Here is a 22,340-nt window from a genome sequence, read left to right as displayed (position 1 = left end):
TATTTTAATTACTTAATTTTGAATTATAATTAAATTCGCTATGAAAAAAAGGGTTTATATAAAAACTTTTGGTTGTCAAATGAATGAAAACGATTCAGAAAAGGTGCTTATTCTGTTAAAAGAGGACTATATCCCTACCGATGATCCTGAAGAAGCAGACCTTATCATAGTCAATACCTGTTCTGTAAGGGAAAAACCTCAGCATAAAGTTTACAGCGAGGTTGGAAGGTATAAACCCTTAAAAAAGAAAAAGAACCATCTCCTTATAGGTATTATGGGATGTGTTGCCCAACAAGAAGGGGAAAACCTGATTAAAAAACTTCCCTATGTAGATTTCGTGTTAGGAACCCAAAGTTTTTATCAAATAAAAGAAGTTATAAAACAACTTCAAAAAGATCCTAAGCCTATTGTCTTAACCGAATTAACTAAAGAATTTAAGCCACCTTTATTGCTTCCTGAAGAAACTTTACCTAAAACCACCGAAAAGGTTACTGCTTTTGTCACGATAATGCAAGGATGTGATAATTTTTGTTCCTATTGTATCGTTCCTTATGTTAGAGGAAGAGAAACAAGTAGACCTCCAGAAGAAATCATAGAAGAGATAAAAAGGATGGTAGAATTAGGGGTAAGGGAAGTTACCCTTTTAGGACAAAACGTAAACTCCTATGGGCTAAAGGAAAAAGGCTATCCTGATTTTCCAGAACTTTTGAACCAAATCTCAGCCATAGAAGGCTTATGGAGGATAAGGTTTACTACCAGTCATCCTAAAGACCTTTCAGAACGAATGATAAGAATTATGGCTGAAAATCCCAAGATATGCCATCATATCCATCTTCCTCTTCAGGCTGGTTCAAACAGAATACTAAAAAGAATGAATCGGAAGTATACTAAAGAAGAATACTTAGAAAAAGTAGCCAAACTCAAAGAATTAATTCCTGACATAGCCATCACCACCGATATCATCGTAGGTTTTCCTGGAGAAACTGAAAAGGACTTTGAAGAAACCTTAGAAATGCTAAAAACCGTAAGGTATCATGAAATTTTTTCTTTTAAGTACTCAGATCGTCCGTTTACCACAGCTAAAAACTTCGAGGACAAAATTCCTGAAGAAGAAAAAGAAAGAAGACTAAAACTTGTTCAGGAGCTACAAAAAACCATTACCCAAGAAATCTACCAACAATACGTAGGTAAAGAAATGGAAGTGTTGGTTGAAGGTTTTAGCTCAAAATCGAAAACCCAACTTATGGGACGCACCACCACCAACGTAATAGTGAATTTTTCCTCTCCAAGGCTTGACCTAAAAGGTAGGTTGGTTAAAATTCTGATAGAAGAAGCAGGAAAACATTCTTTAAAAGGAACCTATCTTAAAACTCTAAAATAAACTATTAAACTATATTAAAATTGCAATTTATACAAAAATTGCAATTTTTACAAACTTAAGTCTAATTTTTAGTTTATGCACTTTTGTATAACGTTTGGTAGAGCCATTATAAAAACGGTATGTTTTTTGCTAAAAGTTATGTGAAAGTGTTTATTGACTATTCTTTAAAACTTTGAGAAAGGAGGTTTTATAAATGAGAAATATAGCTAAAGGCTTGATGATGCTTAGTTTTTTGAGTTTAGTATTTACAGGTATAGTCTTTGGGAAAAAGGAAACGCTGGTAGGAGGTAAATACTATCCTCCTAATCTAAATCCAACCAAGGTTAAAGAGTTTTGTCAAGAAATACAGCCTCTCTGGCAAAAACAACTGCAGCTTTCTTCTGAAGTGCGTGTCTTGTGGGCACAAACCCCACCTAATTGGGAGGCTATACAGCAAAAGGAAATAGAAATTCAAAAAATCAGGGTTGAGATCCAAAAAAAGGCTTATGAAAAAGGGCTTCCTTATGGTCCGAGGAAAGGGTTAAACTTCAGGAAACTATGTGGATGGTAAAAATTTCTCTTTTTACTATCAGAGTGGTTACAAACCTTAAAACTTAATGTCGTATTCCTTTAGTTTATAATAAAGGGTCCTCAGAGAAATCCCTAAAAGTTTTGCCGCCTCTTTTTTATTCCCTTGGGTCTTTTTTAAGGCTTCTATGATGGCGTTTTTTTCTAAGGATCTAAGGTCTACTACTTCTTCAGATAAAAAACCTGATTTCTCTGAAGGTTTACTTTCTGTATAAAAAGGGAGGGCCTTTAGGTATCCCAAATCTACCTCAATCTCTTTGCCTTCTGACATCAAGAAAGCCCTTTCTAACAGGTTTTCAAGCTCTCTTACGTTACCTGGAAAGGGATATTTCAACAAAAATTCCTTAGAATTTGAGTTCAAAGGTAAGGGGTCTCGTTGTAACTTTTTAGACAATCTATCGATGATATACTCTGCTATCTTTAAAATCGCTTTTTTTCTTTCTCTCAAAGGTTTTACCTCTATAGGGAAAACATTAATCCTAAAAAACAAATCCTCCCTAAACTTACCCTCTTTAACCAATTTGATAAGGTCCCGGTTGGTTGCCGTAATAAACCTGGCGTTAGTCTTTATAGAGGTTAAACTTCCTAATCTTTCAAAGGTTTTATTTTGCAATACACTTAAAAATTTTGCCTGTACGGTAAGGTTCATCTCTGAAATCTCGTCTAAAAACAACGTTCCATCTTTGGCTAACTCTATCTTTCCAGGTTTACTCTTTAAGGCCCCTGTAAAAGCCCCTTTTTCATACCCAAAAAGTTCGGCTTCTATTAAAGTTTCAGGGATGGCTGCACAATTAACCTCTACAAATTTACCTGGCCTTCGGCTAAGACGATGGATGACCTTAGCTATCAACGACTTTCCTGTACCTGTCTCACCGTATAAAATCACAGTAGTGTCTGTAGGGGCTACTTTTACTACTTTATCGTAAACTTCCTCCATCCCTAAAAATAAGATTTCTAAAGGAGGAAGTTCTTCTTGGGTGTCTTCCTCAGAATCTTCCTTGGGTTTTTTAGCTAAGATGTTCTGAACTAAACTTAAAAAGTCTTCAGGACTGGAAAGGGGTTTGGTAATATAATCTACAGCCCCCTTTTTCATGGCCTCTACCGCAGAACTTACGGTAGCATAGGCGGTTATCACTAAAAATAAAGTATTAGGTAAGGCAGGTTTTACCTTTTCGATAAAATCTATTCCGCTCATCTTTGGAAGCTTAAGGTCCGTAATGATAAGGTCAGGGTTAAAGTCAAACACTTTTTTTAAGGCTAACCCAGGGTCTTCACAGGTTTCTACCTGATAACCTCTCTCTTTTAGCAACACCTCTAAAAGGGTGGCAAAAGAAAGGTCGTCTTCTAAGATAAAAATCTTGGCATTTCTAACCATATGGCTGTTCCTTCTCCTGGTTTGGTTTGAACTTTAATCTTAATCTTCATGGCCTCACATAGCTTTTCTACTATTGCCAAACCTAAGCCTGATCCTTTAGTTTTGGTGGTAAAAAAAGGAGTAAACGCTTTTTTCAAAGTCTCTTCATCCATACCTATCCCGTTGTCTATCACTCCTAACCTCAGGATTTCTCCTTTGTCTTCTATTTCTACTTTTATCTTTTTCTTCTCCTGGTTGGTTTCCAACACAGCATCAAAGGCATTCTGGATTAAGTTTACCACTATTTCTTTTAATTTGTCAGGATCAGTTATGATACTAAAATCCTCTCCCTTAATAAAAAAAGTTACGTCTACTTGAGGATACTTATCTTTAAAACTTAACCAAACCTCTTCTACCAGTTCTCTTAAGTCAAACTGCTTAGGCTCTATCTTGACAGGGTTGACATAAAAAATCAACTCATCTGTTAACCTTTCTATCCTTAAAGCCTCGTTAAAAATAATTCCTAAATACCTTTTATAATCTCTTTCTGTTATCTTCTCTGCCAAATACTGAGAAAAGCCCTTGATACTTCCTAAGGGATTTCTGATCTCGTGAGATAAAATCTTGGACATGGTAGAAATACTTTCTAATTGTTTCATCTTTAGTTCCATACGTTCATAACGAATAAGAAATTTAGTGCCTATTAAACCTGCTATTAAAAGCCCTAAACAGGCCAACATTTTTAACAAAAACAAAAACTGAGCCCTTTTTACGATAAACGAAAAGGTATTTATGTTTAGCCCCACCCTAAGATAAAGGTTATATTTTTGAGTATAAAAGTTAAAATCTGCCAGAAAAATCTGTTTATAAGGTTCTTCTTGGTCTGAATAAAAACGATAATAGGGTAGTTTGTGCCTCTTTAGCTCTATTAATTCTTCAGGGTCTATTTTATAGCCTATCAGTTCTGGGTTAGAATGAAGGATAATGTCTCCGTCTTCGTCATAAAGCATGATAAATTCTAAGTTTTCCCAATTTTGGCTTAAAATGATGTTTAAAAAGGTGTTGTAGTTGATCTCATCAAGGGTGGTATAAGTCATAACTCCTTGAAGGGTGATAGCTATCATCATAGCTTGGTCGTCAAGGGCTTTCTGGGCTAAAAGCTTTGAGTTCTTATAAGAAAAAATCGCACTTAAAAACAAGGTAAATATAGCTAAAGCTACAACCCCCCATAGAATTAAGGTAGATTTAAAATTTATCTGTTTAAAAATTTGGGTTAATTTTTCCATAACAACTTTCTAATATACCACAACTCTGTTAATCTCATAAAATGAGGGTATAATTTTATCTGATGAACTCCCCTGTAGTAAGCGTAATCATCCCTACTTACAATCGAGCTTACATCCTGTTTAAGGCTATAGAGAGTGTGCTAAACCAAACCTTTAAAGACTTAGAAATCATCGTAGTAGACGACGGATCCACAGACCTAACCCCTAAACTCATTACCCGATACTCTGTAGTCTATGTAAAAAAGCCAAGAAAAGGGGTAGCCCATGCCAGAAATAGAGGGCTTTTTCATGCCAAAGGACGTTATATCGCCTTTTTAGACAGCGACGATGTCTTTACCCCTACCAAACTTGAAGACCAGTTAGCTTTTTTTGAAAGATACCCTTCTTATAAAATCGTTCAAACAGATGAGATCTGGTACAAAGGAAAAAAAAGACTTAACCCCAAAAAGATCCATAAAAAAGCTGAAGGCTGGTTTTTTGAAAGGGCTGTTAAGTTATGCGTTGTTTCTATGTCTACGGTTTTGATAAAAAGAGAACTTTTTGAAGAAATTGGGGTCTTTGACGAAGAATTTTGGGTATGCGAAGATTACGAATTTTGGTTAAGGGTTGCGATAAAAAACCCTGTAGGATTGATACCTAAACCTTTAGTAATCAAAAGTGGCGGAAGAGAAGATCAGCTTTCTGCTACCAAAGGGCTTGATTATTATAGAACTTTAGCCCTTATAAAGCTCTTTAAAAACTACCAAAAGGAATTAAGTTTAGAACAGAAATTGATACTATTTGGAGAGGCTAAAAATAAGTTTAACATTTTTTATAAAGGAGCTTTAAAACACGGCAACCTTTATCAAGCTTTTAAGTTAAAAAAACTTTTTGAAGAAACCTTTAAAGAATCTGTAATTAGCTCTTTGCAACCCTTGCCTAAACCATGAAAGAAGAAAAAATGTTTAGCAAAAAAGATTGGTTGGTAAAGTTTACTAAACCCTTAGAGTTTGCCTATAAAAACCAATTTCAAAACCTACATAAGATAAAATACTTAGAACAAACTCTTTTAAGGTTAATAGAACAACTTCCTCAAGAACTTGAACCTTATCGAGAAAAATTTTTAGAGCTTTGTTACGGGTTAGACCAGGCAGCTTTAGACGAAAAAAAGGAAAAAATAAAGGCGTTGTTTGATTTGTGTATTACTTTAGGGATTAATAAAGAGGGAACTTCTGAGGTTGAAGAACCTCCAGAAGAACCGATAAACCAGGAATTTTATCAAAAACCGACTTTTTCTTTAGAAGAGTACAAAAAAGCTAAAGAGGAATTAAAAAAATCTGTTCAGTTTTTAAAAGGGGTAGGGCCTAAGATTGCCAAAAAGTTTGCTAAAAAAGACATTCATACGATCGAAGACCTGTTGTTTTTCCTGCCAAGGGATTATGAAGACCGAAGACATCTTATCCCTATTTCTAACTTAAAAGAAGGACAAAAGGCGGTGTTTTTTGGGGAAGTCATAAAAAGTGGAATTGTTTATACCTCAAAAAGAAAGGTCTTTGAAGCCCAGCTTACAGATGGTACTGGAATTCTTCTCCTTCGGTGGTTTAACTTTAAGGAGGTTTTTTTGAAGAATCTTTTACCATCAGGCAAAAGAGTTTATGCCATAGGGGAGGTAGGTAAATTCGGTAGGGTTTTTGAGATGGTCCATCCTGAAATAATACCAGAGGGAGAAGAGGATAAGCTCGAATTAGAGTTAGGGAAGATTGTGCCTATTTACTCTGCGGTTGAAGGTTTGAGTGAAAGGCAACTAAGAAAGATCATCAAAAATGCGGTAGAAGATTATGCAGATTTTTTGGAAAATTTTATTCCACGAGAATTCTTAAAAAGAAGAAGGCTTTTGCCGTTAAACTTGGCCATAAAAAATTTGCATTTTCCAGAGGATGAAAAAGACCTTTCTTTACTTAAAAAAGAGGAAAGCGTTTATCACAAGAGCTTGGCTTATGATGAATTTTTCTTCTTAGAATTAGCCTTGGCTTTTAAAAAAAGCAAGGTCAAAAAAGAACAGGGAATATCTTTTAGAACTTACGGAGAAAAAGTAAAAGCCTTTTTAGCCAAACTTCCTTTTGAGCTTACCTCAGCTCAAAAAAGGGTGTTAGAAGAAATCAAAAAAGACATGGCAAGTCCCGTGCCTATGAACCGGTTAGTACAAGGAGATGTAGGGTGTGGGAAAACGGTTGTAGCCTTTATTGCTGCGCTCACTGCGATAGAAAACGGATATCAGGTAGCGATGATGGCTCCTACTGAAATCCTTGCTGAACAACATTACCATAACTTTAGACGTTATGCCCAGCTCATGGGAGTAAACGTGGCCCTTCTTTCTGGAGGGGTCCCTCCTGCTAAAAAAAGAGAAATTTATCATGGATTGGCTACCGGATTTATAGATTTTGTGATAGGAACCCATGCTCTTTTTCAAGAAAAAGTAGAGTTTAAAAGACTGGGATTGGTTATCATAGACGAACAACATCGTTTTGGTGTTTTACAAAGGGCAGCTTTAAGAGAAAAGGCTAAAGGTATAACCCCAGATACCTTGGTTATGACAGCAACCCCTATCCCCAGAACCCTTGGACTTACCATCTACGGGGATTTAGACCTTTCGATAATAGACGAAATGCCTAAAGGCAGAAAACCTATCATTACTAAACTTTTTATAGAATATAACAAACACAAAGCTTATGCAGCGGTTAAAGAAGAATTAAAAAAGGGACATCAAGCTTATGTAATCCTTCCTCTGATAGAAGAATCAGAAAAACTCGACCTTAAGGCAGTAACTACCTATGGTGAAGAGTTACAAACAAAGTTTTTTCCAGAGTTTAAAGTAGGGATTTTACACGGAAAGATGAGTTCTTTGGAAAAAGAAAAAATCATGCATCAGTTTAAGCGCAAAGAAATAGACATCTTAGTTTCTACCACGGTGGTAGAGGTCGGTGTAGACGTACCCAATGCTACGGTTATGGTAATAGAACATGCTGAAAGATTCGGTTTGTCTCAGCTTCATCAGCTAAGAGGAAGGGTTGGAAGGGGAGAGGCGCAGTCTTATTGCTTTTTGATAGCTCATAAAATATCTATGGAAAGCGAAGCTTACAAGCGTTTACAGATACTATGTCAAACCAACGACGGGTTTAAAATAGCAGAAGAAGACTTAAAACTAAGGGGCCCTGGAGATTTCTTAGGTACCAGACAATCTGGATATCTCGAATTTAGAAAGGCTGACTTAGTAAAGGACTATCCAATCCTTTTGTGGGCAAGGGAAGACGCCTTTTCTTTGATAGAAAAAGACCCAGACCTTAGTAAACATCCTATTCTTAAAGAAGAACTAACCAGAAGATGGGAGGAGAGGTTAAAACTTTCAGAAATAGCTTAAATTTTAATAAAACAAGGAGCTTAAGATGGAAGATAACTTTAAGATAGGTATCATCGGTGGAAAAGGGAAGATGGGAGAATTTTTCGCAAAGTTTTTTCAAGGGAAAGGATATGAAGTACTTGTGTCAGACAGAGATACTAAACTGGACAACAAGAGTCTTTTACAAGAGGCCAAAGTTATCCTGATCTCTGTCCCCATACCTGTGTTCCCGAAAGTAGTAGAAGAAATTGCAGAGTTTACTACTAAAGAACACTGGATTTTAGATGTGTGTTCTCTAAAGTTAGGACCCTATAAGACAATGAAAAGCTTACTTAAAAAACCTGAGGTGTTAGCTACCCATCCCCTTTTTGGTCCCTATGAACCCTCGCTAAAAGGAAAAACTATAGTTTATTTTCCGATACGTGGTAAGAACCTGTTAAACTGGTTCATCGAGGTTATGTCTCAAGATGGTTTAAACTTAATAAAAATCTCTCCCAAAAAACACGACCAGATCATGGGATTAGTTCAGGTATTAAACCACTTTTGGTTAGTATTGTTAGGAAACATCATAAAACATTCAGGTTTTAGCCTTGAAGAATTAGTCTCTTTAGCCACCCCAAGTTTTCTAAAACAGCTTGAAATATTGCAAAGATTAGCCTATCAAGACGAAAAATTATATGCAAAAATACAGCTTGATAACCCTTACGGGAAAAGGTTTAGAAACCTTTTTTACAGAGAGTGTAAAAAATTTATCAAGGCTTTAAACTCTTCTGAGGCTCAAGTCCTCTTTGAGACTAATTTCAGAGAAGTAAAAACCTTAGCTAAAACCTTAAAAAACCTTTTGAAAAGTCCTTATCCTAACTAAATAAAGAAGTAAAAATCCAAAGGCTATCATTCCTAAGCAAAGAACCTGTCCCATCGTCATCCAGCCAAAAATAAGGTCAAAACTCTGGGCAGGTTCTCTTAAAAACTCAAACAAGAAACGTAAGACTCCATAGCTTATTAAAAAAATAGCAAACTTTGTCCCTGGAGCCCACTCTTTTTTTCTTAAAATCCAGAGAAAAAGGAACAACAAAAGACCGGTCACTAACCCCTCATAAAGCTGTACAGGATGTCGAGGCAAAGGCCCTCCCTCAGGAAAAACCATACCCCAGGGTAAGGACGTAGGTTTTCCGTAAATCTCTCCGTTGATAAAATTACCGATCCTTCCCCAAAAAAGCCCTATGGGAGCACATACAGCTATCATATCAGTCCACCATAAAAAGGACTGCCCTTTACTCTTTACATAACCATACCCTACTACCAACGCACCTATCAATCCTCCGTGAAATGACATACCCCCTTTCCAAATAGCCACTATCTCCCATGGATGGGTTAGAAAATAATCAGGATAGTAAAAAAAACAAAAACCTAAACGTGCACCGAGGATTAATCCTAAAAAACTGTAAAAAAGAAGGTTTTCTAAAAAAGTATAAAGATGAGTAAGGTTTCTTTCCTTTAATTGATACTTTGTGAGAAAAAGCACACAGAAAAAACTTATTACATACATCAACCCATACCAACGGGCTTCAAAAGGGCCTATTTTAAAGATCACCGGGTCAATTTGTGGATGTATAAGCATCGCAGAGATCCTTTATCACACATTCTTCACATTTAGGCTTTCTGGCTAAACATACCTTTCTTCCATGGGCTTGCAAAAGATGAGGAAAGATAAACCACTTTTCCTTAGGGACTATTTCCATCAGCTCTTTTTCTATTTTTTCTGGCTGATTAGCTTTCACCAAACCAATCCTCTGAGAAAGTCTTCTAACGTGAGTGTCAACAGGAATGCCCTCTACTATTCCGTAAGTGTTAGCCAACACGATGTTGGCTGTTTTCCTTGCAACCCCAGGTAGTTCTAAAAGGGATTCCATCGTCTTAGGGACTTCTCCTTTATACTTTTCTACAAGGATTCGGCAAGCCTCTTTTATGTATTTTGCCTTTTGCTGATAAAAACCTATGCTTTTGATATCTTCTGCAAGTTCCTCTAACGAGGCTTTAGCAAAATCCTCTGCTGTCCGGTATTTTTGAAAAAGTTTTGCCGTTACCTCATTTACCCTCTCGTCAGTACACTGTGCAGAAAGTATGGTAGAGATTAAAAGTTGTAAGGGATTTTCAAATTTAAGGGCTATTTTAGCGTCTGGATATAAAGTTTTAAGTCTTTCTATCACCAGTTTTACCTTTTGTTTAACGTCCATCCAAACAACCTCCTATTTGTTTAAGCCCTTGCATAAGGTTTTGATAAAATACTTTTTTTTCTTCCTCTGAAAGAAGTGGTATGTCACTTTTAAAACCAAGGTTTAACTTATTTTCTACCTCTTTTGCCCTCTCAACAAGCCTTGCACTTAAAGAACTCTCTAAGGTTTCTACAGCGTTAAAAAATCTTAACAATCTCAAAAATTGTCTTTCATTAAAAGTAGTTTCTGAGAAGGAACTTTTTTCTATGATCTCTTCTGCATCAAGAATAAGCTTTTTCAAACGGTCAAGAAGGGGTATCTGGATTTGTTTTCTAAGTTGCTCTTCAAGCATTAGAAACTCCCAAGCTACTCTTAAAAGGTCCGATGATTGAAAATCTTTATGCAGTAAAACATCCCGGAACCAAAAGGAAAACTCTTTACGTAATAGGTCTACCAAGAACATAAAATCAAATTCTTGCCGATTAAAAAGAGATTCTAACTCTTCTAAATCAACCTTTAAGGCTTTAAATATTTCTGGTAGATTCTGTTTTTTGTAAATATGAAGTAACGCCCAAAAAAAGAATTTTGGCTCAAAGCCTACCCCTTTTTCTTCGATAAAAAAACTATTTTCACTATTTAAAAACTCTTTAAACAGCTCTCTTATCCATTCTAAGGTATAAAACTTCATCTTTTAAACCAAAACCTTTTTTATCTCTTCTTTAATTTTACTAACCTCTGGTATTTCAGAAAAACTTCCTTGGGCCAAAAGTTCTTTTCCTCCTCCTTTAAGCCCCAAAGGTTGTAAGGCCTTAAAAAACTTAGAAGCAGGATGTTTATCCCCCAAGTCTTTGGTAACCATACACAAGGCTAAACTACCCTTTTCTTTTTCTCCTATCAGAAAAATCACACAAGAACCTAACTTATTTTTAAACCAATCCCCTATTTCCCTTAAGTCTTCCATTTTTTCGGTTTTAAAAGAAGAAACCAAGACTTTTATACCTCCTACCTCTTCTACCTCCGAAAGTTTTTGTTCTAAATCTTGTTTCAAGTCAAAACTCTTTAGACGTTTAAGCTTCTTTTCTTTTTCTTCTAAAAGTGTGAGTAAGGCTTCTATTTTTTTCTCTAATTCCTTAGGGGAAGTCTTAAGAAGATGAGCAAGGTTCATCAGACGCTTTTCCTGATTTTTTACCCATTGATAGGCCTTCATACCAGCTACAGCTTCTATTCTTCTTATACCTGAAGCCACGCTACTTTCTGAAACAATTTTTACTAAACCTATCTCTCCTGTGCTCTTCACGTGAGTACCACCGCAAAGTTCCATAGAAATGTCACCGATTTTAACCACCCTAACCACATCCTGGTATTTTTCTTCAAAAAGGGCGATTGCTCCCATAACTTCTGCTTCTTCTCTGTTAACCCATACAAACTCTAAAGGATGGTTCTCTAAAACCCAACGGTTGACAAGCTCCTCTACCTGGTCTATTTCCTCTTGGGTTAAACCAGAAAAATGGGTAAAGTCAAAACGCAAGCGTTCCTCTTCTACCAACGAACCAGATTGCCTTACATGGGGGCCTAAAACCTTTCTTAACGCTGCATGTAAAAGATGGGTTGCGGTATGGTGCTTAGCGATATAGGCTCTTCTTTCTGCATCTACCTTTAACTGAACTTCTTCGTTTGGTTTAAGTATCCCTTCGATTAGTTTTACTCTATGGTAGATAAGGTCTCCTACCTTATTCACTTCTAAAACTTGAGCTTTACCCTCTTTACCAAACACCCATCCTTGGTCATAAACCTGACCACCACCTTCTGGATAAAAAGGAGTAACATTGGTAATCAAATAGTAAATCCCATTCTCTTTTTCTAAACCTAATATCTTAGCTAAAGATTCTAACGTATCATAACCTACAAAAAAGGTTTGTACTCCTTCTTTGGCCTTTTCTTTTATAAACTCAGGCATTTTTTCTAAAGTACCTTTCCAGGTTTTTCTGCTTTCTTCTCTTGCCTTTTCTCTTAATTTTTCAAAGCCCTCAGTATCTAAGGTAAAACCCATCCCGATCGCATAGTCTCTTACCAAGTCATAGGGAAAACCGTAGGTATCATATAATTTAAAGATTAAATCTCCTGGTATGAGATTGATACCTTTTTCTCTGAGCTGAGCTACTTCCTTTTCAAGGATGTTAAGCCCTGTCTCAAGGGTTTCTAAAAACTTTTCTTCTTCAAACCTGATTACTTTTTCTGCAAATTCCTGACCTTGTAAAACTTCAGGATACACCTCTTTATATTCTGTCACCACAGAGGGGACAATCTGGTATAGGAAAGGTTCTTTTAAACCTAAAAGACGTCCAAACCTTTCAGCCCTACGAATGATCCTTCTCAATACATAACCTCTTCCCTCGTTAGAAGGAACTATCCCTTCAGCCAACAGAAAGGTAGCAGCCCGGATGTGGTCTGCGATGACCTTAAAAGCCACTTCAGTTTCTTTATTCTCTTTAAAGGCTTTTCCTGTAATCTCTAAGATCTTATCCATAATTCCTTTAAAAAGGTCAGTATCGTAGTTAGAAGGGACCTCTTGAAGAACGGCGGTTATTCTTTCAAGTCCCATACCTGTATCGATGCAGCCTTTAGGAAGAGGTTTTAGCTCTCCCTTTTCATTTCTTTCGTATTGCATAAAAACCAGGTTCCAAATTTCGAGAAAACGATCGCAATCACACCCAGGGCCACACTGAGGAGATTGACAACCAAAACCCTCTCCTTGGTCAAAAATGATTTCTGAACAAGGGCCACAAGGCCCTGTATCTCCCATCATCCAAAAGTTATCTTTTTCTCCAAGTCTTACGATTCTTTCTTCAGAAAGCCCTGCTATCTTTTTCCATAATTGGGCGGCTTCCTCATCGTCTTTGTATACAGTTACATAGATTCTTTCTTTAGGCAGTCCTAAAACCTGAGTAATAAATTCCCAGGCATAAGAAATGGCTTCCTCTTTAAAATAATCTCCAAAGGAAAAGTTACCGAGCATTTCAAAAAAGGTATGATGCCTTGCGGTATACCCTACGTTTTCAAGGTCGTTATGCTTACCTCCTGCCCTCATACATTTTTGACAAGAGGTAGCCCTTTTATAAGGTCTGGTTTCTTCTCCTAAGAAGACCTTTTTAAACTGTACCATCCCTGCGTTAGTAAAAAGAAGGGTTGGGTCATCTGCTGGGATCAAAGGAGAGCTGGGAACAACCTCATGACCTCTTTCTTTAAAAAATTGCAAAAACCTTTGTCTGATCTCAGACCCTTTCATCTTATCACCTCATCTGAACTTTTAAACCCTTTCCATCTTTAAAAGTTCTATTTTAGAAGTTTTTTAGCATTTTTCAATAAAAATCAAAAAAATTTTCTCTGTTATTGCTTTATTTTAAAGTTATAGTAAATTTTCGTTAAAAGTTAACAATCTAAGCAGGAGGTAATCCCATGCTTGTACAAAATTTTTTATTTACCTCAGAGTCAGTTACAGAAGGACATCCAGACAAGGTAGCTGATCAGATCTCCGATGCCATCTTAGATGCTATTTTAGAAAAAGACCCTTATGCCAGGGTAGCTTGTGAAACATTGGTTAATACAGGAATGATCCTTATCGCTGGTGAAATTACCACAGAGGCTCGTATAGACTATCCTACCATCGCCCGTGGAGTAGTAAAGGAAATCGGTTACAATCATTCTGACTTAGGGTTTGACTATCAGACCTGTGCGGTCCTTATCAGTATAGATAGACAAAGTCCAGACATAGCTATGGGAGTTGATCGGGATGGAGAGATAGGGGCTGGAGACCAAGGGCTTATGTTTGGGTATGCTTGCGATGAAACCCCTGATTTTATGCCTATGCCTATTTGGTATGCCCATAGATTAGCCATGAGACTTGCTGAGGTTAGAAAAAAGGGCATCCTTCCTTTCTTAAGACCAGATGGTAAAACCCAGGTAACTGTACGTTATGAGATGAGAAGACCGGTAGACGTTCATACAATAGTAATCGCAGCCCAACACGACCCAACGGTTACCCTTAAAGAGTTAAAAGAAGCCATCATCGAAGAAGTAATCAAAAAAGTCATCACCCCTGAACATTTAAAACCAGACACAAAGATCATCATCAACGGGACAGGTAGGTTCGTGATAGGCGGTCCTCTGGCTGATTGTGGAATGACCGGAAGAAAAATTATTGTGGATACCTACGGAGGAAGGGGACATCACGGAGGTGGTGCTTTTTCTGGAAAGGACCCCACAAAGGTGGATAGAACTCCTTCTTATTACGGAAGATATGTGGCTAAAAACCTGGTTGCTGCTGGAGTAGCTAAAGAACTTGAAGTACAGGTAGCTTATGCTATAGGAATACCAGAACCTTTAGCCATTAATGTTAATACCTATGGCACCGAAAATATACTCGTAGAAAAAATATTAGATATCATCCACAAACTTTTTGATTTTAGACCTAAGCACATGATAGAGTATCTCAACCTAAGAAGGCCTATTTTCAGAAAAACTGCCTGTTACGGACATTTTGGTAGAACTGAACCAGAGTTTACCTGGGAAAAATTGGACATGATAGAAAAGATCAAAGAAATTGCTGGTTTTGATAAATAGAACTCTTCAGGAGGGGCAAAAATCGATGGAATATCATGTTAAAGACTTAAGTTTAGCTGAGGAAGGTTTACGGCTGATAGAATGGGCTGAAATGGATATGCCTGTGTTAAGGCAAATAAGAGAACGTTTTGCTAAAGAAAAACCTTTAGCCGGAATAAAAATAGGTGCTTGTTTACATGTGACCACTGAAACAGCCAACCTTGTAAGGACGCTAAAAGAAGGAGGAGCTGAGGTATTTTTATGTGCCTCTAACCCTCTTTCTACTAAGGATGAAGTAGCAGCAGCCCTGGTAAAGTATTTTAACATCTCTGTTTTTGCTATCAGAGGAGAAGATAGAGATACCTATTATTCCCATATAAACGCAGTGCTTGATCAAACACCACAAATCACCATAGACGACGGAGCAGACTTAGTAAGTACCCTTCATAAAGAAAGACCAGAACAGACTGAAAAAGTCTGGGGAGGAACAGAAGAAACTACAACCGGGGTTATCAGACTTAAAGCAATGGCCAAGGAGGGACTTCTTAAATATCCCATCATAGCGGTAAACGATGCCTTAACCAAACATCTCTTTGATAACCGTTATGGCACAGGGCAGTCAACCCTTGACGGCATCTTGAGGGCTACCAATCGGTTACTTGCCGGTTCGGTGTTTGTGGTTTGTGGTTTTGGTTGGTGTGGTAAAGGTCTTGCGATGAGAGCCAGAGGGATGGGAGCAAGGGTGGTGATTACAGAAGTAGACCCTCTAAAAGCCTTAGAAGCTGTGATGGAAGGTTATCTGGTAATGCCCTTAGATGAAGCAGCTGAAATAGGAGACTTTTTCTGTACAGTCACCGGTAACAAATCAGTCATCAGAAAAGAGCACTTTTTAAAGATGAAAGATGGTGCTATCGTCTGCAACTCCGGCCATTTTGATGTAGAAATAGATCTTAAGTCCTTAAAGGAAATTTCCACCCAGGTAAGAACCATCAGAAGAGAGGTAGAAGAGTATACTTTAAATAACGGAAAAAAAATCTACGTGCTGTCTCAGGGAAGACTGGTCAATTTAGCTGCTGCGGAAGGACATCCTTCTGGGGTTATGGACATGAGTTTTGCAAACCAGGCTTTGTGTGTGGAATATATAGTAAAGAATCATAAAACGCTACAAAAGACTGTTTATTCCGTTCCTGAAGAAATAGACAAAGAGGTTGCTAAGCTAAAGCTTGCAGCCATGGGAATTAAAATAGACACCCTTACTCCAGAACAACAAAAATATCTTACTTCTTGGGAAGAAGGGACCTAAGGCTTGTTTACAGGACTGATAGAAGGAGAAGGTAGGATTACCTCCCTTCTCCCTGAAAAGGGAGGTTTAACCATAGAAATTCAACCCTCTTTTGTTTTAGAAGACACTAAAATCGGCGATAGTATTGCAGTAAATGGTGTTTGTTTAACGGCTATAGAGGTAAAACCTAAAACCTTCAAAGCCCATATTTCTCCAGAAACTCTAAACAGGACTACCTTTAAGTACAAAAAACAGGGTGATTGGGTCAACCTTGAGAGAGCCTTAAAAGTAGGTGACAGGTTAGGAGGACACCTTGTTTCTGGGCACATAGATGGGATAGGTAAGATATTAAACATCAATCCTTTAGGTGATTTTTATCAATTTTTAATAGAAATACCTGAGGCTTTAGCGTTTTATTTGGTTGAAAAAGGATCGATTGCCGTAGACGGAATAAGCCTTACCATAAACAAGGTAAAAGGGAACTCCTTTGAACTTATGATCATCCCTCATACCTATCAGGTAACCACGTTAAAATATCTTAAGCCTGGAGACTTAGTCAACATAGAAATAGACATAATAGCCAAGATGGTATATAAATGGCTTTCCCCTTACCTAAACCAGCAAGAAAAAAAATCGCAGCTTTCGTTAGAATTTCTAAGACAACATGGGTTTTTATAACCATCATGCTATAAGGGGGGTAGGTATGAAGGTCAATCCAGAATTGGAAATTGTAGAAGAGTTAGCTAAACAAATATTAGTTGCGGCAAGAACTGCTCCTAAAGCAAAAGGGGTAGATGATCTGGTTTTCGGTTTGATTACTGATCCTGAAGAAAAGGAAAGGCTTGCTCAAGAGATGGAAAAAATTGCTGAAGAAAAAGGCGCAGCCTTTAAGTTTTTTAAACGTGATGCAGATAACGTGAGAAACTCTGATGCAGTTATCTTAATCTCCCTTAATTTTAACAAACCCTTAGGGTTAGATTGCGGTATATGTGGTTTTAGGTGTGAAGAGCTGGTAAAACAGGAAAAAAGCTCACTTGATTTTGACGGACCTGTATGTGGAATAAAGCTTTTAGACATGGGCATTGCCTTAGGGTCTGCTGTAGCCAAGGCTAAAGACCTTTGTGTGGACAACAGGATCATGTATACCATAGGAGTTGCAGCTAAACGGTTAAACTTGATAAAAGGCACTGTAATCATGGGAATACCCTTAAGTGTAAAAGGAAAAAACATCTATTTTGATAGGCCCCCTGTAAAATAAACCTATAATGGGCCAAACAACCAAAATAAAAATCTGTGGCTTGACCCGTAAAGAAGATCTGCTGTTTTTAAACCGATTTCCTTTAGATTATGTAGGTTTTGTGTTATACCCTCGATCCCCAAGGTATGTGGGGAAAAACCTGAAACACCTATTAGGTTATGTAAGAGAAACCATCAAAAAAGTTGCGGTATTGGTTAACCCAACCTATGAGGAAGTAAAAGAAGTTTTAGACATAGGTATTGATTTAATTCAACTTCACGGGGAAGAAACCGTTGAGTTTGCTAAAAAAATTGGTCTTTCCCGTGTTATCAAGGCTTTTAGAATTAAAGATAAAGTAGAGTTAGACCTTGTTGCCCCCTGGGAAAAGGCTTACGCGATCCTTACAGATACGTTTGTAAAAGGTGTACCAGGGGGCACAGGACAAACCTTTAACTGGAGCTTAGCCAAGGTGTTGGTAGACCATGGCTATAAAGTCTTTTTAGCAGGAGGGCTAACCCCAGAAAATGTAAAACAAGCTATTTCAACCGCAAGTCCCTATGGTATCGACCTCTCATCTGGAGTAGAAGTTTCTCCTGGAATCAAGGATTATACAAAAATAAGCAATCTTTTTAAGCAGTTAGAAGTTTAACTACTCGTTAAACCTCATAACCTGCGGAAGCTACGGATACCGCTGAGCCTTGTCCAAAGGGGACAAACTCTTGATGATATAACTTTAACTCGCCTTTGGCCCTTAACTTGTCCATAATCAGTTTAGTAAGATAAAGAGTAGAAAGACCGCATACCTTTAAAGGTAAAGACTGTTTTGCTTTTTCTAAGAACTCGTCTTTAGTCCCATTAAAAACAAGATTTAAAAGGTTTTCATCGCTCTTTAAAGCTTGTTTGGCATGTTCTTCAGAAACTTCAAAGGGGTCTCCGTACCGTAACCCAAGATGACAAAAATCTATCCCTAAGACTAAGTAAGTGTTCTCATCCTCCATAAGCTGAGCTAATCCCTCAGCAAACTTTTCGGTCAATTCAGGGTTTTCAAAAAGGGTAGGCATAGGACCTACCAAAACAGGTAAAACCATAAACTGGTCTTTCAGGATATAATGTAAAAATAGAGCTTGAAACTCTATAGAGTGTTCTAAACGGTGGGCTATATGGTCTGGGAATATCTCTAATTTTTTAGAAGTTCTTAAGAAAAACAACCCTCCTCTATCGTTTTTGATCAGACCAAAAGGGGTGGCTACGTCTTTTGTAAGCACAGAAAAAGGAAGGTCTAAGTGGTGACCAACCCCTAAAATAATTACTCTCGAGCCGGGTGGGATTTTAAACCTGTTATAACTTTCTGCATAAGACTTAGCAGCTGCCTTTATGTCAATATGGGGGGCTATCAAAACCTTAGGTGGTTTGACATCCTCAGAAGACCCAAGTTTTAAGATGTCTTCTACAAAAAACTTAGCCTCTGCCGCAGACAAAGGATAGGCAGAATTAGCATGTGCCATAGCCCTGAAAGGATAAGAAAACCATTTGGAATAGGCCTTTTCTTTGATTTCTTCAAAGGTTTTAGACCATAAAAGCCCTTTTTCATCCAAAAACCTGACTATTTTAACTATTTCTTCTAAGGGAATTACTTGACCAAACTGTTTGGTAGCCTCAGACTGAAGGTCTCTTAAGTCATTTTGTCCGTTCATCAAAGCAAGTAAAAAGGCAAGATACTGAGGCACTACCACCAGTTCGTCTATAAACCCTAAAGGGTCTCTTAGCAGAAAAACAGGTTGACCTTCTTGCTCAGCAGGTATTACGTCTACATACCTTAAAATAGGTTTAAAATCTACAGGATATTCTAATTCCATTACTCTCCCTCTCCAAAATCTTGTGTAATAAGGCTTTCACAAGCATGTTTAACTCTGTCTATGGCAGCATAGAATTCTTCTTCTATGGTTCTCACCCTTACACCAAAAGCCTTTTGTACGGCTTTACGGATAATCTCTCCCTTAAGAAGGGCATTATCCCAACCAAATTCAGTATATTTTTGGTTAACCACTTGGTTTAAATCGATTAAAGCTTGCGCTCTGCTTCTTCTCTCTTCTACCGCCTCTTTTAAAGGTTTCCTTAAAAATTCATCTATTTTAGACACAAAGTTTTCATAAAAACTTGCAGGAAACTTAGGGTCAAACTCTTCTATCGCAAAACCAAAGGTAATATACATAGGGTCTTTAAAATAGGTAAACAACTCTTCTTCTATGAAATTTTCATCTTCTTTTAAAAGTTCCTGGTACAGTCTATAGGCTTGCTTAGATTTTTCTTTAACGTTTGGTGGTTTCTCGGTGTTAAACTCTAAGATATGATGATACAGACTTTCATCTACGATTATCCCCACTATTTCTCTTGCCCCTATATCCCGCATAGCCTCCAAACGATGTTGACCATCTACTACATAATATTTTCCATCTTTATGCACCACAACGATAGGGGTCAAAAAGCCTAACTTTTCTATGGCCATCTCTAAATGTTTTTTTAAACTTTCTGAAAGATCACGTTGAAAAGGTGGTCTATGAACTTCCTCTATTTCAAAAACAGCTAAGGTGAGGGGTTGTTTTTTTACAGGATCTTCAAAGGTGGCTACCTCTCTCATACCCTCTCCTCTCTAAATCTCCCCTCTTTAGTCTGCGTTCCTTCTAAGAAATGTTGGGATATCAAGCACATCTGTATCTTCTAAGGAATTTTCTTCTAATCTATTAACTTTTTCTCTCTCTTCTCTTCTCTTTACTCCTTCTTCTATGTTGACAACCTTACCGTTTTTCTCTTCTTTTTTAGCAGAGTCAAGCCCGGTGGCAATCACAGTAACCCTTAAAACATCTCCCAAAGCTTCATCAAAAACCACACCCAAATATACCTTAGCATCTGGATGGATCTCCTTTGAAACCATACTGGTTATTACCTGGGTCTCATGGATGGTAAAATTTTCAGGGTTAACGCTTATGTTAAGCAACACCCCTTTAGCCCCTGAAATAGAAAGGTCTTCTAAAAGCGGACTGTAGACTGCCATCTGGGTAGCTATTTCTGCCCTACCCTCTCCTACTGCCTCTCCCATCCCCATCAAAGCCATACCTCCACTATCACTCATCACCGCCTTAACGTCTGCAAAATCAAGGTTGATATACCCTGGAGAAAGAATAAGATCTGAAATACCTCTCACCGCATAATATAATACATCATCGGCTTTTTTAAACATTTCTGCCAATCTTTCCTGGGGAGAACCAAGGGTGAGCAACCGATCGTTTGGGATGGTAATCAAGGTATCTACAAACTTAGAAAGTTCTGCCAAACCCTCCTCGGCAATCCTAATTCTATGCCTTCCTTCGAAAGAAAAAGGTTTGGTCACTACTGCTACGGTGAGAACCCCAAGCTCTTTACATATGTTAGCTATCACTGGTGCTGCACCAGTTCCAGTACCTCCTCCCATACCTGCCGCAATAAACACCATGTCTGCATCTTTCAAGACATCTCGTATCTCCTTTTCGCTTTCTTCTGCAGCCCTCTTACCTACTTCTGGCTTCCCACCTGCTCCCATTCCGTTGGTAAGTCTTTTCCCCAGCTGGATCTTTATAGGGGCTGGGTTCAACTCAAGGACCTTGTAATCTGTATTAGCTACCACAAACTCTACACCTAAAAGTTTATTTCTAATCATGTTAGCAACTGCGTTTCCTCCAGCACCTCCTACGCCTATTACTTTAATGTTAGGTTGTACCCGAATTTCTTCTTCTAACAACTCGAAAGAGATGCTCATATCTTAGCCTCCTTTAAAAATTTTTTTTATACCTTGTTTTATCTTTTCTATGATACCTTCTCCCTCCTCTTTAGGCCCTGGCCTTTCTCCATACTTGTATGCATAAAGCAACATCCCTACTGCAGTAGAAAACTGAGGATGATAAACCTCTTCTGTAAGACCATAAAGTCTTACAGGATAACCTACACGAGCAGGCAAATCAAACATCTGGTCTGCTAAATAGACCAAACCAGGTATAAGGGAAGAACCTCCAGTAATTACCATTCCACTTCCTATCTTAGACTTAAAATCAAAACCTTTAAACTGGCTTAAAACCTCTTTTCGAAGTTCATTTTCTATCAACTCAAAAAGCTCTTTAACCCTGGGTTCTAAAATCTCAGCCAAAAACTTTTTACTTACTTTCCTTGGGGGACGATTACCTATACCTGTTACCTCTAAAATTTCCTCTTCCTCCACAAGCTCCCTTAAACAAACCCCTTTTTCTATCTTAAGCCTTTCTGCTTCTTTTCTCGAAGTTCTCAGCCCAACCGCTAAGTCGTTGGTTAAATGTTCCCCTCCTACCTGAATAGAAAACACCCCTCTTAAAACGTTATCCCAGTAGATAACTACATCTGTAGTCCCACCACCAAAGTCTAAAAGCACTACTCCCAATTCCTTTTCTTCAGGGGTCAAAACTGCTTCGGCTGAAGCAAGGCCCTGGAAAATAACCCCGTCTACCTCTAAATTGAGATTTTCAAAACATCTAAGTAGGTTTTGCAAAGCAGAACGGTTGCAAACTATAAGTTTTACATGAGCCTCTAACCTCACCCCTGTCATCCCAACAGGCTGGAGAATCCCCCCTTGCTGGTCTAAAACATACTCCTGAGGGATAACATGCAAAATCTCTGTCTCAGGGGGTAGGTTTAAATTCTGAGCTGACCTAAGGACCTCCTCTACATCCTCCTCTGTAACACACTTTTGTCTTAAAGCTACTACCCCCATTCCAGAAATAGTTCTGATATGAGACCCAGCTATACTCACATAAATACTTCCTATGCCTATTTTGGCCTGAGATAAAGCCTTTTCTATAGCATTTTTAATACTTTGGGTTGCTTCATCGATGTTTAAAACCATGCCTTTTTTTAATCCTTGAGAAGGGGCTATACCAATCCCAGTAACCCAAAGTTCTCCTTCTCTCTCTTCTCCTATTAAAGCACATACTTTGGTAGTCCCTACATCTACTACCAAAATTCCTGTCTCTTTACCCATC

At 37.9% G+C, this 22,340-nt stretch carries 20 protein-coding genes; 10 read left to right on the top strand and 10 right to left on the bottom strand.

From position 1 onward, the window contains the following. Window positions 1-40: 40 nt before the first annotated feature. A complete protein-coding gene (miaB, locus tag G580_RS0102445) occupies window positions 41-1,381 on the top strand; it encodes a tRNA (N6-isopentenyl adenosine(37)-C2)-methylthiotransferase MiaB (protein ID WP_028840895.1) in 1,341 nt (446 codons plus the stop codon). Window positions 1,382-1,574: 193 nt separating this feature from the next. Continuing rightward, complete coding sequence (locus G580_RS0102440; RefSeq protein ID WP_028840894.1) at window positions 1,575-1,931, top strand: hypothetical protein; 357 nt, start codon at window positions 1,575-1,577, stop codon at window positions 1,929-1,931. A gap of 36 nt (window positions 1,932-1,967) precedes the next feature. Here the strand turns inward: G580_RS0102440 and G580_RS0102435 are convergent, their stop codons facing one another. Continuing rightward, window positions 1,968-3,323, bottom strand: coding sequence for a sigma-54-dependent transcriptional regulator (locus tag G580_RS0102435; RefSeq protein WP_028840893.1), 1,356 nt, complete (start codon window positions 3,321-3,323; stop codon window positions 1,968-1,970). Beyond that, the gene (locus tag G580_RS0102430) at window positions 3,293-4,588 is read right to left on the bottom strand and encodes a two-component system sensor histidine kinase NtrB (RefSeq protein WP_028840892.1); all 1,296 of its coding nucleotides are present in this window, start codon (window positions 4,586-4,588) and stop codon (window positions 3,293-3,295) included. The genes G580_RS0102435 and G580_RS0102430 overlap by 31 nt, the downstream gene beginning before the upstream one ends. Window positions 4,589-4,650: 62 nt before the next feature. Between G580_RS0102430 and G580_RS0102425 the strand changes: the two genes are divergently transcribed. From G580_RS0102425 to G580_RS0102415, 3 genes are read left to right on the top strand one after another with little or no spacing between them, the layout of a single operon-like run. Further along, window positions 4,651-5,517, top strand: a complete 867-nt coding sequence (locus G580_RS0102425) for a glycosyltransferase family 2 protein (protein WP_028840891.1) — start codon at window positions 4,651-4,653, stop codon at window positions 5,515-5,517. A gap of 11 nt (window positions 5,518-5,528) precedes the next feature. Continuing rightward, window positions 5,529-7,985 carry an ATP-dependent DNA helicase RecG gene (recG, locus tag G580_RS0102420; RefSeq protein WP_245542828.1) on the top strand — a complete coding sequence of 819 codons (2,457 nt, stop codon included), beginning with the start codon at window positions 5,529-5,531 and terminating at the stop codon, window positions 7,983-7,985. A 25-nt stretch (window positions 7,986-8,010) separates the two neighbouring features. Continuing rightward, entirely contained in the window at window positions 8,011-8,829 is an 819-nt protein-coding gene (locus G580_RS0102415) for a prephenate dehydrogenase/arogenate dehydrogenase family protein (protein WP_028840889.1), read from the top strand. On the opposite strand, the gene lgt is transcribed toward G580_RS0102415, so the two are convergent. Genes lgt through alaS form a run of 4 tightly spaced genes read right to left on the bottom strand, consistent with a single transcriptional unit; the run spans window position 8,794 to window position 13,466 of the window. Then, entirely contained in the window at window positions 8,794-9,585 is a 792-nt protein-coding gene (gene lgt / locus G580_RS0102410) for a prolipoprotein diacylglyceryl transferase (RefSeq protein WP_028840888.1), read from the bottom strand. The two genes, G580_RS0102415 and lgt, sit on opposite strands and share 36 nt — an antisense overlap. Beyond that, on the bottom strand, window positions 9,563-10,201 hold the full coding sequence (gene nth, locus G580_RS0102405; RefSeq protein ID WP_028840887.1) for an endonuclease III: 639 nt from the start codon (window positions 10,199-10,201) through the stop codon (window positions 9,563-9,565). Before nth ends, lgt begins: the two co-directional genes overlap by 23 nt. Beyond that, on the bottom strand, window positions 10,191-10,868 hold the full coding sequence (locus G580_RS0102400) for a hypothetical protein (RefSeq protein ID WP_028840886.1): 678 nt from the start codon (window positions 10,866-10,868) through the stop codon (window positions 10,191-10,193). Before G580_RS0102400 ends, nth begins: the two co-directional genes overlap by 11 nt. A gap of 3 nt (window positions 10,869-10,871) precedes the next feature. Then, a complete protein-coding gene (gene alaS / locus G580_RS0102395; protein ID WP_028840885.1) occupies window positions 10,872-13,466 on the bottom strand; it encodes an alanine--tRNA ligase in 2,595 nt (864 codons plus the stop codon). A 170-nt stretch (window positions 13,467-13,636) separates the two neighbouring features. Between alaS and metK the strand changes: the two genes are divergently transcribed. Genes metK through G580_RS0102370 form a run of 5 tightly spaced genes read left to right on the top strand, consistent with a single transcriptional unit; the run spans window position 13,637 to window position 17,947 of the window. After that, a complete protein-coding gene (gene metK, locus G580_RS0102390) occupies window positions 13,637-14,800 on the top strand; it encodes a methionine adenosyltransferase (protein WP_028840884.1) in 1,164 nt (387 codons plus the stop codon). Window positions 14,801-14,825: 25 nt separating this feature from the next. Continuing rightward, complete coding sequence (gene ahcY / locus G580_RS0102385) at window positions 14,826-16,082, top strand: adenosylhomocysteinase (RefSeq protein WP_028840883.1); 1,257 nt, start codon at window positions 14,826-14,828, stop codon at window positions 16,080-16,082. A gap of 3 nt (window positions 16,083-16,085) precedes the next feature. Beyond that, on the top strand, window positions 16,086-16,739 hold the full coding sequence (locus G580_RS0102380; RefSeq protein ID WP_028840882.1) for a riboflavin synthase: 654 nt from the start codon (window positions 16,086-16,088) through the stop codon (window positions 16,737-16,739). Window positions 16,740-16,764: 25 nt separating this feature from the next. Next, window positions 16,765-17,319, top strand: coding sequence for a ferredoxin domain-containing protein (locus G580_RS0102375; RefSeq protein ID WP_028840881.1), 555 nt, complete (start codon window positions 16,765-16,767; stop codon window positions 17,317-17,319). Window positions 17,320-17,326: 7 nt separating this feature from the next. After that, window positions 17,327-17,947 carry a phosphoribosylanthranilate isomerase gene (locus G580_RS0102370; RefSeq protein WP_028840880.1) on the top strand — a complete coding sequence of 207 codons (621 nt, stop codon included), beginning with the start codon at window positions 17,327-17,329 and terminating at the stop codon, window positions 17,945-17,947. 7 nt (window positions 17,948-17,954) lie between these two features. On the opposite strand, the gene amrB is transcribed toward G580_RS0102370, so the two are convergent. The 4 genes from amrB to ftsA are packed head-to-tail and all read right to left on the bottom strand — an operon-like array spanning window position 17,955 to window position 22,339. Beyond that, the gene (amrB, locus tag G580_RS0102365; protein ID WP_028840879.1) at window positions 17,955-19,154 is read right to left on the bottom strand and encodes an AmmeMemoRadiSam system protein B; all 1,200 of its coding nucleotides are present in this window, start codon (window positions 19,152-19,154) and stop codon (window positions 17,955-17,957) included. Beyond that, window positions 19,154-19,936, bottom strand: coding sequence for a ParB/RepB/Spo0J family partition protein (locus G580_RS0102360; protein ID WP_028840878.1), 783 nt, complete (start codon window positions 19,934-19,936; stop codon window positions 19,154-19,156). The genes amrB and G580_RS0102360 overlap by 1 nt, the downstream gene beginning before the upstream one ends. Before the next feature lie 27 nt (window positions 19,937-19,963). Beyond that, window positions 19,964-21,091: a cell division protein FtsZ gene (ftsZ, locus tag G580_RS0102355; RefSeq protein ID WP_028840877.1), complete on the bottom strand. Its 1,128-nt coding sequence runs from the start codon at window positions 21,089-21,091 to the stop codon at window positions 19,964-19,966. A 3-nt stretch (window positions 21,092-21,094) separates the two neighbouring features. Further along, the gene (ftsA, locus tag G580_RS0102350; protein ID WP_028840876.1) at window positions 21,095-22,339 is read right to left on the bottom strand and encodes a cell division protein FtsA; all 1,245 of its coding nucleotides are present in this window, start codon (window positions 22,337-22,339) and stop codon (window positions 21,095-21,097) included. Between the last annotated feature and the right edge of the window lies 1 nt (window position 22,340).

Origin of the sequence: Thermodesulfobacterium hveragerdense DSM 12571 (assembly GCF_000423845.1) — a bacterium.
Lineage (GTDB): Bacteria > Desulfobacterota > Thermodesulfobacteria > Thermodesulfobacteriales > Thermodesulfobacteriaceae > Thermodesulfobacterium > Thermodesulfobacterium hveragerdense.
Note: the sequence above shows the minus strand (reverse complement) of the source record. Positions and strands in the feature narration are given on the sequence as shown.

Bases quoted from the DNA above. Each gene is read 5' to 3' on its own strand.
- miaB (WP_028840895.1), top strand. From the start codon at position 41: ATGAAAAAAAGGGTTTATATAAAAACTTTTGGTTGTCAAATGAATGAA.
- G580_RS0102440 (WP_028840894.1), top strand. From the start codon at position 1,575: ATGAGAAATATAGCTAAAGGCTTGATGATGCTTAGTTTTTTGAGTTTA.
- G580_RS0102435 (WP_028840893.1), bottom strand. From the start codon at position 3,323: ATGGTTAGAAATGCCAAGATTTTTATCTTAGAAGACGACCTTTCTTTT.
- G580_RS0102430 (WP_028840892.1), bottom strand. From the start codon at position 4,588: ATGGAAAAATTAACCCAAATTTTTAAACAGATAAATTTTAAATCTACC.
- G580_RS0102425 (WP_028840891.1), top strand. From the start codon at position 4,651: ATGAACTCCCCTGTAGTAAGCGTAATCATCCCTACTTACAATCGAGCT.
- recG (WP_245542828.1), top strand. From the start codon at position 5,529: ATGTTTAGCAAAAAAGATTGGTTGGTAAAGTTTACTAAACCCTTAGAG.
- G580_RS0102415 (WP_028840889.1), top strand. From the start codon at position 8,011: ATGGAAGATAACTTTAAGATAGGTATCATCGGTGGAAAAGGGAAGATG.
- lgt (WP_028840888.1), bottom strand. From the start codon at position 9,585: ATGCTTATACATCCACAAATTGACCCGGTGATCTTTAAAATAGGCCCT.
- nth (WP_028840887.1), bottom strand. From the start codon at position 10,201: ATGGACGTTAAACAAAAGGTAAAACTGGTGATAGAAAGACTTAAAACT.
- G580_RS0102400 (WP_028840886.1), bottom strand. From the start codon at position 10,868: ATGAAGTTTTATACCTTAGAATGGATAAGAGAGCTGTTTAAAGAGTTT.
- alaS (WP_028840885.1), bottom strand. From the start codon at position 13,466: ATGAAAGGGTCTGAGATCAGACAAAGGTTTTTGCAATTTTTTAAAGAA.
- metK (WP_028840884.1), top strand. From the start codon at position 13,637: ATGCTTGTACAAAATTTTTTATTTACCTCAGAGTCAGTTACAGAAGGA.
- ahcY (WP_028840883.1), top strand. From the start codon at position 14,826: ATGGAATATCATGTTAAAGACTTAAGTTTAGCTGAGGAAGGTTTACGG.
- G580_RS0102375 (WP_028840881.1), top strand. From the start codon at position 16,765: ATGAAGGTCAATCCAGAATTGGAAATTGTAGAAGAGTTAGCTAAACAA.
- G580_RS0102370 (WP_028840880.1), top strand. From the start codon at position 17,327: ATGGGCCAAACAACCAAAATAAAAATCTGTGGCTTGACCCGTAAAGAA.
- amrB (WP_028840879.1), bottom strand. From the start codon at position 19,154: ATGGAATTAGAATATCCTGTAGATTTTAAACCTATTTTAAGGTATGTA.
- G580_RS0102360 (WP_028840878.1), bottom strand. From the start codon at position 19,936: ATGAGAGAGGTAGCCACCTTTGAAGATCCTGTAAAAAAACAACCCCTC.
- ftsZ (WP_028840877.1), bottom strand. From the start codon at position 21,091: ATGAGCATCTCTTTCGAGTTGTTAGAAGAAGAAATTCGGGTACAACCT.
- ftsA (WP_028840876.1), bottom strand. From the start codon at position 22,339: ATGGGTAAAGAGACAGGAATTTTGGTAGTAGATGTAGGGACTACCAAA.